14 protein-coding genes, 2 tRNA genes and 2 rRNA genes are annotated in these 12,822 nt (G+C 29.6%); 15 read left to right on the top strand and 3 right to left on the bottom strand.

The window, feature by feature from the left end:
* Positions 1–19 precede the first annotated feature (19 nt).
* The 3 genes from yidD to rpmH form a co-directional block, all read right to left on the bottom strand.
* On the bottom strand, positions 20–271 hold the full coding sequence (gene yidD, locus K0040_RS10590; protein WP_074920219.1) for a membrane protein insertion efficiency factor YidD: 252 nt from the start codon (positions 269–271) through the stop codon (positions 20–22).
* A gap of 45 nt (positions 272–316) precedes the next feature.
* Entirely contained in the window at positions 317–658 is a 342-nt protein-coding gene (rnpA, locus tag K0040_RS10585) for a ribonuclease P protein component (RefSeq protein ID WP_074920218.1), read from the bottom strand.
* A gap of 75 nt (positions 659–733) precedes the next feature.
* Positions 734–868 (bottom strand): 50S ribosomal protein L34, encoded by a 135-nt coding sequence (gene rpmH / locus K0040_RS10580; RefSeq protein WP_007285206.1) that lies wholly within the window; start codon positions 866–868, stop codon positions 734–736.
* A 633-nt stretch (positions 869–1,501) separates the two neighbouring features.
* Between rpmH and dnaA the strand changes: the two genes are divergently transcribed.
* The 15 genes from dnaA to K0040_RS10505 all read left to right on the top strand — a co-directional run.
* Positions 1,502–2,821, top strand: coding sequence for a chromosomal replication initiator protein DnaA (gene dnaA / locus K0040_RS10575; protein WP_228108781.1), 1,320 nt, complete (start codon positions 1,502–1,504; stop codon positions 2,819–2,821).
* Positions 2,822–3,062: 241 nt separating this feature from the next.
* Positions 3,063–4,169 carry a DNA polymerase III subunit beta gene (gene dnaN / locus K0040_RS10570; protein ID WP_074920216.1) on the top strand — a complete coding sequence of 369 codons (1,107 nt, stop codon included), beginning with the start codon at positions 3,063–3,065 and terminating at the stop codon, positions 4,167–4,169.
* Positions 4,170–4,257: 88 nt separating this feature from the next.
* Positions 4,258–4,464, top strand: coding sequence for a S4 domain-containing protein YaaA (gene yaaA, locus K0040_RS10565; protein WP_018590072.1), 207 nt, complete (start codon positions 4,258–4,260; stop codon positions 4,462–4,464).
* A 15-nt stretch (positions 4,465–4,479) separates the two neighbouring features.
* A complete protein-coding gene (gene recF, locus K0040_RS10560; protein WP_228108780.1) occupies positions 4,480–5,595 on the top strand; it encodes a DNA replication/repair protein RecF in 1,116 nt (371 codons plus the stop codon).
* Positions 5,596–7,500: a DNA topoisomerase (ATP-hydrolyzing) subunit B gene (gene gyrB / locus K0040_RS10555; protein WP_228108779.1), complete on the top strand. Its 1,905-nt coding sequence runs from the start codon at positions 5,596–5,598 to the stop codon at positions 7,498–7,500.
* Positions 7,501–7,518: 18 nt separating this feature from the next.
* Positions 7,519–9,948 (top strand): DNA gyrase subunit A, encoded by a 2,430-nt coding sequence (gene gyrA / locus K0040_RS10550; RefSeq protein WP_228108778.1) that lies wholly within the window; start codon positions 7,519–7,521, stop codon positions 9,946–9,948.
* 71 nt (positions 9,949–10,019) lie between these two features.
* Positions 10,020–10,298: a YtxH domain-containing protein gene (locus K0040_RS10545; protein WP_228108777.1), complete on the top strand. Its 279-nt coding sequence runs from the start codon at positions 10,020–10,022 to the stop codon at positions 10,296–10,298.
* The gene (locus tag K0040_RS10540; RefSeq protein WP_018590067.1) at positions 10,298–10,555 is read left to right on the top strand and encodes a DUF948 domain-containing protein; all 258 of its coding nucleotides are present in this window, start codon (positions 10,298–10,300) and stop codon (positions 10,553–10,555) included. The genes K0040_RS10545 and K0040_RS10540 overlap by 1 nt, the downstream gene beginning before the upstream one ends.
* Positions 10,556–10,578: 23 nt before the next feature.
* Positions 10,579–10,896, top strand: a complete 318-nt coding sequence (locus tag K0040_RS10535; RefSeq protein ID WP_228108776.1) for an STAS domain-containing protein — start codon at positions 10,579–10,581, stop codon at positions 10,894–10,896.
* A gap of 2 nt (positions 10,897–10,898) precedes the next feature.
* Positions 10,899–11,306: an ATP-binding protein gene (locus tag K0040_RS10530; RefSeq protein ID WP_228108775.1), complete on the top strand. Its 408-nt coding sequence runs from the start codon at positions 10,899–10,901 to the stop codon at positions 11,304–11,306.
* Entirely contained in the window at positions 11,306–12,076 is a 771-nt protein-coding gene (locus K0040_RS10525; protein ID WP_228108774.1) for a SigB/SigF/SigG family RNA polymerase sigma factor, read from the top strand. Before K0040_RS10530 ends, K0040_RS10525 begins: the two co-directional genes overlap by 1 nt.
* Positions 12,077–12,268: 192 nt before the next feature.
* Positions 12,269–12,385, top strand: a 5S ribosomal RNA gene (gene rrf / locus K0040_RS10520).
* 9 nt (positions 12,386–12,394) lie between these two features.
* Positions 12,395–12,484 (top strand) — tRNA-Leu (locus tag K0040_RS10515).
* Positions 12,485–12,492: 8 nt separating this feature from the next.
* Positions 12,493–12,569 (top strand) — tRNA-Ile (locus tag K0040_RS10510).
* A 123-nt stretch (positions 12,570–12,692) separates the two neighbouring features.
* Positions 12,693–12,822, top strand: a 16S ribosomal RNA gene (locus tag K0040_RS10505); the annotation flags it as partial.

Genomic DNA, 12,822 nt, shown 5'->3' with positions numbered 1-12,822 from the left:
ATACCTCCTATTAGTACGCTTATTTTAGAGGATCATATCCTCCTGGATGGAATGGATGACACTTTAAAACCCTTTTTATTGACAAATACATACCTTTAAACAATCCATATTTTTTGAAAGCTTCTATTGCGTATTGAGAACAAGTAGGATAAAACCTACATGTTGGTCCCTTTAAAGGAGATATATATTTTTGGTAAAATCTTATCAAGTAAATACATAATTTCGATAAGCAAGTATTTATTTCCTTCCATATATATACTATTTTATTCAACAATTTTAACCTCCATAAAATAGGTGTTATTAAATATGTATAGTTTTAAAATAAATTTGCCCTTTTAATCAAATGCTTCATTGCTTTTTCAACCTCAGTGTATTCAGCATCCTTTATGGCAACTCTAGCTATAAATACAATGTCGTAACCAGATTTTATATTACCATCTATATTTAACCTATACGATTCTTTTATTCTTCTTCTAGCTTTATTTCGTACATTGGCTTTACCTACTTTTTTTGAAACGGATATACCAACACGATTATTATCCGACTTATTTGGAAGCGTATACATAACTAATAATCTATTTGCTATAGATTTTCCATATTTATAAACGTTCCTAAAATCTGAATCTTTTTTTAAGCCTTGTGTTTCTTTAAAGTTCATATTAATATCCTCCGTAAACACAGCTATGTAATAAATTACATAAAAAGGCCACTATTAAAGCGGCCTTTTTAATTATTAATGAGTTAATCTATTTCTTCCTTTAGCTCTTCTTCTTTTTAAAACATTTCTTCCATTAGAAGTTTTCATTCTTTTTCTGAATCCATGCTCTTTTTTTCTTTGTCTCTTTTTTGGCTGATAAGTTCTTTTCATTCTATTGCACCGCCTTTCACAATTTTTTTCCGTTTATAAAAATAATAACTTTACTGTCAAAGTAAACATAACACATATTATTATAAATCCTTTTATATTGGTTGTCAACGTGTTTTATAGCCATTAAATCTTAGTTTTTATTCTTTATTATTTAATCTTAAACCTCATATTTTCCAAAAAAATATATATTATTACTATATGTTAGTGTAATTTGTTTATTTTTTTCATTGTTGATTAAATTATTCACAGCACGACATAATTGTGGATAATTTATTCAGAACGTATTGAAGTTTGACATATATTCTGATATTATAAATATACTTGTTGATAATGTTAATAATAAATAATAACATATTAAACTTATGCACAATCTGTGGATTAAATTGTGAATAAGTTTTCATATCTTAGACAATAATTGAGTAAATGAAGAGTTTTTACTATATATTTTACTATTTATAAGTTTATATACACCCTGTTTATATTTTTTAAATTCTTTTTAATAATTTTATTTATTAAAATGTTATCCACATTTTATCCCAAAGTTAGAGTTTATATTTTTTATTAACTTATCTTTCGTCAATTTTTGTTAATAACTTTGTGGAAAATGTTAATTTTTAGTTCGGAGGTTTACTTATGGATATAGTTTCTTTATGGGAAAAAACTTTGCAACTAATAAAAGGAGAGGTATCTACAGCCAGCTTTAATGCTTTTTTTAAGGAAATAAAACCTTTAAAACAAATATCTAATGAGCTTATTTTTTTGGCTCCAAACGAATTTATACAAAACATACTTGAAAATAGATACTTAAACTTAATTGAAAGTTGTATAAGCCAATTATCCCTAAAAAAATATCAGATCAAATTTATTTTAGACGAAAAAGAAATACAAGACACTAATGAAGAAGATAAATCTACTACTATCAAAAAAAGTTATCCTAATTTAAATCCTAAATACACTTTTGATACCTTTGTAATAGGTAATAGTAATAGATTTGCCCATGCAGCTTGTGTAGCAGTAGCTGAATCTCCAGCTAAAGCATATAATCCTTTGTTTTTGTACGGAGGAGTTGGTCTTGGAAAAACTCATTTAATGCATGCTATCGGACATCATATAATGTGTCAACAAGAAGACCCTAAAGTTGTTTATGTTTCTTCAGAAAAATTTACAAATGAGCTTATAAACTCAATAAAAAATGATAAAAATGAAGAATTCAGAAATAAATATAGAAACGTTGACGTTCTATTAATAGATGATATACAGTTTATTGCTGGAAAAGAAGGAACTCAAGAGGAGTTTTTCCATACATTTAATGCATTACATGAAGCAAATAAACAAATAATCATATCTAGTGATAGACCACCAAAAGAAATCCCTACATTAGAAGACAGATTAAGATCAAGATTCGAAATGGGTCTTATAACTGATATTCAACCACCGGATTTCGAAACGAGAATCGCCATACTTAGAAAAAAAGCACAATTAGAAAACATAAATGTTCCAAATGAAGTAATGACTTACATAGCTAAGTATATTAAATCAAATATAAGAGAATTAGAAGGCGCTCTAACTAGAGTTGTTGCATATTCGTCTCTTACAAATAAAAATATTTCACTTGAGCTTGCAACTGAAGCTTTAAAGGATATAATATCAAATCCAAAAAGTGAAGAAATAACAGTAAACAGAATAAAAGAAAAAGTTTCAGAAACTTTTAGCATAAAAATGGACGACTTTAATTCTAAAAAAAGAACAAGAACAATAGCATATCCTAGACAAATAGCAATGTATATTTGCCGTGAACTTACTGATTTGTCATTACCTAAGATAGGAAGTGAATTTGGTGGAAGAGACCATACAACAGTAATTCATGCTCATGATAAAATCACTAGAGATATCGAAGAGAATCAACAAATAAAGGACAAAATAGATAAAATAATCTCAGATTTAAAGGGATAAATTATTCACATTTTGTCTGTTAATAACTATTGGTGTAATGTTAATAAATTTTTTGTTAAGATTTTGTTCACAATGTAATTAAGAGGTTTTTTATAAGATATTAACATTTTGTATACAGGTTAATATCTTTTGCTTTATTTGGATTGATAGGCTTATCCACTTTATCCACAGCACCTACTACTACAACTACTATTGTTTTTATATATATTTTTATTAAAATGCTACAAGGAGGTTATCCACATTGAAGATAATTTGTAATCAAAAACTATTAGCTCATAAAATAAGTATTGTACAAAAAGCTATTAATGGAAAAACAAATTTTGATTTATTAAAAGGAATTTTAATAGTAGCTAAAGGAGATCAAATAGTTTTAACTGGATATGATTTAGAAATCGGCATAGAAACTTATGCACAAGCAGAAATATCTGAGGAAGGAAGCATCGTTATAGATGCTAGACTTTTCGGAGACATAATAAGGAAACTACCAGATTCATTTGTTGAGATTGAAACAGATGATGATAACAACGTTTATATAAATTGTTTAAACTCAAAATTCAAAATTAAGGGAGATAGCCCTGAGGAGTATCCTGTGTTACCTAACGTAAGTAAAGATAACTTATATAACGTCCCACAAGACATCCTAAAAAATATGATTAAACAAACTGTATTTGCCATATCTCAAGATCAAACAAAACCAGTTTTAATGGGAGAGTTATTAGAGATAGTTAATGGAGAAGTTAGTTTAGTGGCTATCGATGGTTATAGACTAGCAGTAAGAAGTTGTTCTGTGGAAAACTTAAATGCAAATGCAAAAGTTATAATACCAGGAAAAACTTTAAATGATGTAAATAGTCTTTTATCCACAGAAGAACAAGTTCAAATTGGATTTGACGATAAAAATGCCATTTTCATGATAAATGAAACAAAAATAATAACGAGATTATTAGATGGTGAATTTATTGAGTATAAAAAATTACTTCCAAGAGAACATAATACTAGGATTAAATTAAATAGGAGAAGCTTGCTTAATAGTATAGAAAGAGCATCTTTATTATCACAATCAGAAAGAAATAATCTAATAAAATTATCAATAAGAGATAATACACTGGCAATAACATCTAATACTGAAAAAGGTAATGTTTATGAAGAAGTTGATTTGGAATTAGAGGGAGACTATTTAGATATTGCTTTTAATTCAAGATATTTATTAGAAGGATTAAAAAATATAGAAAGTGAAGAAATATTCATCGAATTTACTACTAATGTTAATCCATGTATAATTAAGCCAGTTGATGGTATTAAATATATATATTTATTACTTCCTGTAAGGATAGCTTCAAATATATAAGACTTGGAACCCAACTGCATTTAGTTGGGTTTTTATTATTTTTATGGTATAATAAATACTTAACTAATAAGAAATAGGAGGAGTCAATATGATAGAAATAGCTATAGATTCAGAGTATATTAAGTTAGATCAATTCTTAAAACTTGCTGATATTGCTTCAACTGGCGGACATGCTAAATTTTTAATACAAGAAGGCGTAGTAAAGGTTAATGGCGAAGTTGAAACAAGAAGAGGAAAAAAAATCAGACCAGGAGATCTTATTGAAGTTGAAGGAAACTCAATAATGGTAGTGTAAAAAGGAGTCCCTTTAATGCAGCTTAATAGCTTAAAATTAATGAATTTTAGAAATTATGACAATCTATATATAGATTTTAATAAAAATGTTAATCTCTTAGTTGGTAAAAATGGACAGGGAAAAACAAATATAGTGGAATCTATTTATATGCTATCTTTTGGCAAATCTTTCAGGACAAGTAAAGATAAAGAAATTATTAAATTTGATACGGAAAGTTTGTATGTTGGAGGAAATTACACTAAATACGATACAAATGGTTTAATAGAAGTTGCAATTGGAAAAAATAAAAAGGGAATTAAAGTAAATAAGATACACATCCAAAAAATTCAAGAATTACTTGGAAATTTAAATGTAGTAATTTTTTCTCCAGAAGATTTAAGGTTAGTCAAAGATGGCCCAAGAGAACGCAGATCATTTATAGATAAAGAAATAAGTCAAATAATGCCCAAATATTATAATTATTTAATAAATTACAATAAAATATTAAGTCAAAAAAATAGAGTTCTTAAAAATAGAAATATAGATACGAACTTATTAGATGTTTATGATGAAAGTTTGTCTCAATATGGTAGCTATATATATATTATTAGAAGAGATTTTATCAAGAAAATTTCAAATATAGCAAATTCTATGCATACTAGATTAACTAATAATATAGAAGACTTACAAATTACTTATAAGAATCAAATGAATATAAGTGATGAAGATACTGTTATAGAAGTAAAGGAAAGATTTTATAATAAGTTAATTGAAAGTAGAGATCATGATATGGAAGTGAGAACTACAAGATACGGAATTCATAAGGATGACTTAAATATATTTGTTAATAAATTAGATGTAAGATTATATGGTTCACAAGGGCAACAAAGGACAGCTTCTATTTCATTGAAATTATCAGAAATAGAGCTAATTAAAAATGAGGTTGGAGAAAACCCTATATTAATATTAGATGATGTATTTAGTGAATTAGACGAAACGAGACAAAAACTACTAGTAGAAAATTTAGAAGATGTACAAATGTTTATAACTACAGCAGAAATAGCGCATAAAAGTATATTTAATAAAGATAATACTACTATTTTTAATATAGAAAAAGGTAAAGTAATTAGTATACAGAATGGAGGTAACTAAATGAAACAACAAGAGTATGGCGCAAGTCAGATTCAAGTACTAGAAGGTCTAGAAGCAGTTAGGAAAAGACCTGGTATGTATATTGGATCTACTGGACCAAGAGGATTACACCATCTAGTTTATGAAGTTGTTGATAATAGTATAGATGAAGCATTACAAGGTTATTGCGACAGAATATATGTTAGCCTAAATGATGATGGTAGTGTAACTATAAAAGATGATGGTAGAGGAATACCTGTTGAAATTCATCCTAAAACTGGTAAATCTACTTTAGAAACAGTTTTAACAGTTTTACACGCTGGTGGTAAATTTGGTGGAGGAGGCTACAAGGTATCTGGTGGACTTCACGGAGTTGGTGTATCTGTAGTTAATGCATTATCAAAATGGTTAGTTGCAGATGTATATAGGAATGGAAAGATATATAGACAAAGTTATGAAAAGGGTATGGCAACTTCAGCATTAGAAGTAGTTGGAGAGTCTCACCATACAGGAATGATAATAAGCTTCATGCCAGATGAAACTATATTCGATGAAGTTGAATTCAAATATGAAACATTAGAACACAGACTTAGAGAGCTTGCTTTCTTAAATAAGGGAGTAAGAATTGTATTTGAAGATAAGAGAGTAGACAGCGAGCGTAAAAAAGAATTCCATTACGATGGTGGTCTAGTAGAGTTTGTTAAATACTTAAACAAAACAAAAACAGGTATACATGAAGATATAGTTCACATAGATAAAAAAATAGGCGATTCTATCGTTGAAATAGCAATGCAATATACTGATGGATATACAGAAAATATATTCTCATTTGCAAATAATATTGACACACACGAAGGTGGAACTCATTTAGCAGGATTTAAAACAGCATTAACTAAAACTGTAAATGACTATGCCAAGCGTAATAAGTTAATAAAAGAAAATGAGGGAAATTTAACAGGTGAAGATATAAGAGAAGGTCTTACAGCTGTTATATCAGTTAAACTACCAGAACCTCAATTTGAAGGTCAAACAAAGACTAAATTAGGTAATACATATATGAGAGGTAGTGTAGATAGCGTAACAGTAGAAGAACTAGGAGCATTCTTAGAAGAAAACCCAACAACAGCTAGAATTATAGTTGATAAAGGTTTAAGAGCTCAAAGAGCTAGAGAGGCTGCAAAAAGGGCTAGAGAATTAACAAGAAGAAAAAGTGTTCTTGAAAGTACATCATTACCTGGGAAATTAGCAGACTGTGCAGAGAAAGATCCTTCAAAAAGTGAAATATTCTTAGTCGAAGGGGATTCTGCCGGAGGATCTGCAAAACAAGGTAGAGATAGACACACACAAGCAATACTACCACTTAGAGGTAAAATATTAAACGTAGAAAAATCAAGATTAGATAAAATATTATCTTCTGATGAAATAAAAAACATGATAACTGCTTACGGTTGTGGTGTAGGAAATGATTTTGATTTAGAAAAAGCTAGATATCACAAAATCATAATCATGACCGATGCCGATGTGGATGGTGCTCACATTAGAACACTATTATTAACGTTTTTCTTTAGATATATGAGACCTCTTATAGAAAATGGATATGTTTATGCAGCACGACCACCTCTATATAAGGTTAAAAAACAAAAGAAAGAATACTATGTTTATTCAGATAAAGAATTAGAAGTTTTATTAGAAGAAATAGGAAGAACTGGTATTGAACTTCAAAGATACAAAGGTCTTGGAGAGATGAACGCTGAGCAATTATGGGATACAACAATGAATCCAGAAACAAGAACATTATTACAAGTTACAATTGAAGATGCTGTAATGGCAGATCAAGTATTCTCTATGTTAATGGGAGATAAAGTTGGACCAAGAAAAGAATTTATAGAAGAAAATGCAACATATGTTACAAACTTAGATATATAAGAAAGGGGATGAGTAAAGATGGAAGAAAATAACAAGATACTCCCTATAGAAATAGCAAGTGAAATGAAGAAATCTTATATTGATTATGCCATGAGTGTTATAGTTGGCCGTGCATTACCAGATGTAAGAGACGGATTAAAGCCCGTTCATAGAAGAATACTTTACTCTATGAATGAGTTAAATTTAACGCCAGATAAACCTTATAGAAAATCTGCACGTATTGTTGGGGACGTTCTAGGGAAGTATCATCCACATGGAGATACAGCAGTATACTTTGCAATGGTAAGAATGGCTCAAGACTTCTCAACTAGAGCACTTTTAGTTGATGGTCATGGTAACTTTGGTTCTGTAGATGGTGATTCACCAGCAGCAATGCGTTATACAGAAGCAAAAATGAGTAGGTTAGCATTAGAACTACTTAGAGATATAGACAAAGAAACAGTAGATTTTGTCCCAAACTTTGATGAGTCTCTAAAGGAGCCATCAGTTCTACCGTCAAGATATCCAAACTTATTAGTAAATGGATCTAATGGTATCGCTGTTGGTATGGCTACATCTATACCGCCACATAACTTAGGTGAAACAATTGATGCAGCAGTACATTTAATTGATAACCCAGATTGTAGCATAGAAGAATTAATGAAATACGTACAAGGACCAGACTTCCCAACATCAGCAATAATAATGGGAAAAGAAAATATAGCAGAAGCTTATAGGACTGGTAGAGGTAAAGTAAAAGTTAGATCTAGAGCTATAATAGAAGAATTACCAAAAGGAAGACAACAAATCGTTGTTACAGAAATTCCTTATCAAGTAAATAAAGCTAGATTAGTCGAAAGAATAGCTGAACTAGTTAAAGATAAAAAATTAGAAGGCATTTCTGACTTAAGAGATGAAAGTAACAGAAATGGTATGAGAATTGTTATAGAGTTAAAAAGAGATGCTAATGCTAACATAGTTCTTAACAATCTGTATAAACATTCTCAAATGGAAGATACCTTCAGTATAATAATGCTTGCACTTGTTAACGGTGTACCTAAAGTATTAAATTTAAAAGAAATGTTATACTACTACGTTGAACATCAAAAAGATGTTGTTACACGTAGAACGAAATTTGAATTGAATAAAGCAGAAGCAAGAGCACATATATTAGAAGGATTAAGAATAGCTCTAGATAATATAGATGCTGTAATAAGTTTAATAAGGGCTTCTAAGACAACTCAAGAAGCTAAAAATGGGCTAATAGAAAAATTCGGTTTAACAGATGTACAAGCTCAAGCTATCTTAGATATGAGATTACAAAGACTTACTGGATTAGAGAGAGAAAAGATAGAAGATGAATACAGTGAGTTAATGAAAAAAATAGAATATTTAAGATCTATATTAGCAGACGAACAATTACTTCTAGGTGTTATAAAAGAAGAAATTATAGCTATAAGAGAAAAATATGCAGATGAGAGAAGAACAGAAATAAGACATGCTGAAGGCGAAATCAATATGAGAGATTTAATTGATGATGAGGAAATAGCAATTACTCTTACTCATTTTGGTTATATAAAGAGAGTACCTTTAGATACATATAAGAGTCAAAATAGAGGTGGCAAAGGAATATCAGCAATGTCTACTAGAGAAGAAGACTTTGTAAAACATTTAGTTACAACAACTACACATAGTAGATTACTATTCTTTACAAATAAAGGTAGAGTATTTAGAATGGATGCTTTTGAAATTCCAGAAGGAAAGAGAAAAGCAAAAGGAACTGCTATAGTAAACTTATTACAATTAGCACCAAATGAAAAAATAACTACTCTAATTCCAGTAGATAATTCAAATAATGATGAGTTATACTTACTACTAGCTACTAAAAAAGGTATCGTAAAGAAAACTAAACGTGAAGAATTTAAAAATATTAACAAATCAGGATTAATAGCAATTGGACTTAGAAGCGATGATGAGTTAATAGATGTTAAAATTACAAACGGTGAAAAAGATGTACTTCTAGTTACTGAAAATGGAATGTCTATAAGATTTAATGAAACAGATATAAGACCTATGGGTAGAACAGCCATGGGTGTAAAAGGTATAACTTTATCAGGAGATGATAGAGTAGTTTCTATGAATTTAACAGATGAAGGTCAGGAATTATTAGTAGTAAGTGAAAAAGGATTCGGTAAAAGAACAGATATTGATGAATATAGAGTTCAAAGTAGAGCTGGAAAAGGAATAAAAACATATAATATATTTGAAAAGACAGGAAAAATTGTTGGAGCTGAAATGGTTTCAGAGATAGATCAAATAATGATAATTAACTCTAATGGAATACTTATAAGACTGGAAGTTGAAGGAATTTCAATTTATGGCAGAGTAACAAGTGGAGTTAAATTAATGAAGACACAAGACGAAGTAAATGTAGTTTCCATTGCAAAAATAAATATAGATGAAGAATAGGATTTTATCCTATTCTTTTTCCATATAAATATTTAATATATAATTAATAAATATAAAAAGGAGAAATTACTATGAGTTCAAAAAAGGGATTATACTTAGTACTAGGAGCAGTAGCTGGATTTGTTACAGGATTATGTTTAGCACCTAAAGAAGGTTCTGAAATAAGAAAAGAAGCTAAAGAAAAATTAATAGAAGTAAAAGAAAATCCAAAAGATGTTCTACATGAAACATTTGACAGTGTTAAAGAAAAAATTATATCTATAAAAGATGAAATAGTAGAAGATAATAATATAGAAATATCAGAAGAAGATATATTAATAAGTAAGAGCTTTGAAGAGGGAGATAAGTAATGAATGCATTAGGCTGGCAAATAGGGGCAGTTTTATTTGGTGCTAGCTTTTTTATAGTTGCTATATATTTAGCAAAGGTATTAAATAGTGCCAATAAAGTTGTTGAAAGAACAAATAGATTAATAGACGTTAATGAAAGACATATAACAGATATAATAGACAATGCTGCACATATAACAAAAAGTGTTAGAGAAATTATGGATATAGTAACTAAGATTAGTAGCTTATTTAGAGTATTCAAGTTTTTCAAAAAATAGCACATTAAACAGGAGGTATAATAATGTCGATAAAAATAAACTCAATAATGGATACAACAAATGATTTTTGGAAAGTTTCCCTTGAAGGAGAACTAGATGTATCTACAGCAGAGGAATTAAAAAAATGCTTGCATAAATTAGTTGACGAGAAGAATATAGACATGAGATTAGATCTTGAGGATTTAGAATACATAGATTCAACTGGACTTGGTGTAATGATAGGAATTCTAAAAAGATTAAAGATAGAGAATAAAGAAGTGTATATAGAAAAACCTAAGAATAACGTAAGGAAAATATTCAATATAACAGGTTTAGATAAGATTTTTAAATTGGAGGGATAGTTTTGGCTTGCGAAACAATAAAAATGGAGATTACAGCAAATCCAGAATATGTAAGTATAATAAGATTAACTACTTCTGGTATTGCAAATAAAGTAGGTTTTTGCATTGATGATATAGAGGATTTAAAAGTAGCTATATCTGAAGCTTGTACAAATGCTATAAAACACAGCTTAGATGATCGATTTACAATTATATACTCAATGATAGAAAATGGATTAACTATAGAAATAATAGATAATGGCAAAGGATATGATAGAAGCACTGTAAGTGAGCCAGATATAGATAATCTTAAAGAGAGTGGAATGGGACTATTTATAATAGAATCCCTTATGGATGAGGTAATTGTTGAATCACAAGAAGGAAAGGGAACTAGTATAAAAATGACAAAGTATTTAGGAGTTGATATGTAATGAAGAGGGTAGCTAATGCTACAGATTACCTAAATATGGAAACTAAAGAACTTTTTAAACTTTATAGCAAAGAAAAAAATATAGAAGTAAGAGATATACTAATTGAAAGACATCTATATTTAGTTAATATATTAGCAAAAAAATATATTAATAAAGGGGTAGAATTTGATGATATATATCAAGTCGCTTCTTTGGCGTTAATATATGCTATAGACAGATATGACATAGAAAAAGGATTTGAATTTTCAAGTTTTGCTACACCTACAATAGTGGGTGAAATAAAAAAGTACTTTAGAGACAAAGTGTGGACCCTAAGAGTTCCCAGAAGGGTTCAGGAACTAAGTAAAAAGGTAAGTGAAGCTAAAGTTGTGTTAGAGCAACAAAATAAAAGACATCCTAAAGTAAAAGAAATTGCTGAATATTTAGGGTGTACAGAAGAAGAAGTGTTAGAATCTATGGAGGCATCTTATGGGTATCAACCAGTATCATTAGATGCAACTACTAATAGTGATTCAGAAGAAAATATATCCTTAATGGATAAAATAGCAGATAAAGAAGAAAGTTTTAATGATATAGAATATAAGGATTTCTTGGAAAAATTTATAGAAACATTGAATGAATTAGAGGTTCAGATTTTTAAAGGCAGGTTCTATTTAGAAAAAACACAATCAGCTCTAGCAAAAGAATTGAATATATCTCAAATGACTATTTCTAGACTTGAAAGAAAGATAATAGAAAAGCTAAAAAAAGAATATGAAAAAAATATATAAAAAACTATTGACCTATTGCTTAATATAGTGTATATTATTTATTGCGCTAGAGAAATGGAGCAAAAGAAAAGTATCACTTAGGTGATAGGTTAATTTTTCTTAAATAATAAAAATTAAAAAGAGTAAAAAAACATTTGACAAAAGTTTTGAAAAATGTTAATATAATACTTGTACTAAAAAAACAAAACAAAATTTGGTTATTATAGCAAAGAGGATACACCTGTTCCCATTCCGAACACAGAAGTTAAGCTCTTGAGCGCTGATGGTACTTGGAGGGCGACCTCCTGGGAGAGTAGGACGTAGCCAAATTTGGTGCATGCCGAAGTGGCGGAACTGGCAGACGCACAGGACTTAAAATCCTGCGAAACTTATACTTTCGTACCGGTTCGATTCCGGTCTTCGGCACCAAATATAGTGGACCATTAGCTCAGTTGGTTAGAGCGCCCGGCTCATAACCGGTAGGTCTGGGGTTCGAGTCCCTGATGGTCCACCAAAAAGAACTTTGAAAATTAAACAGTAGGTTAACAATAAATTAATTCTTTAAGAATTAAACTGAAACAACAAACAAACCAAGCCAGATATTCAGATAATGATTAGTCTGAGCGATGGACAACTTTTTTATGAGAGTTTGATCCTGGCTCAGGATGAACGCTGGCGGCGTGCCTAACACATGCAAGTCGAGCGATTTACTTCGGTAAAGAGCGGCGGACGGGTGAGTAACGCGTGGGTAACCTGCCTCATACACA

Origin of the sequence: Terrisporobacter petrolearius, assembly GCF_020748185.1 — a bacterium.
GTDB lineage: Bacteria > Bacillota > Clostridia > Peptostreptococcales > Peptostreptococcaceae > Terrisporobacter > Terrisporobacter petrolearius.
The sequence above is the reverse complement of the archived record's forward strand: the minus strand, read 5'-3'. Positions and strand labels throughout refer to the sequence as shown.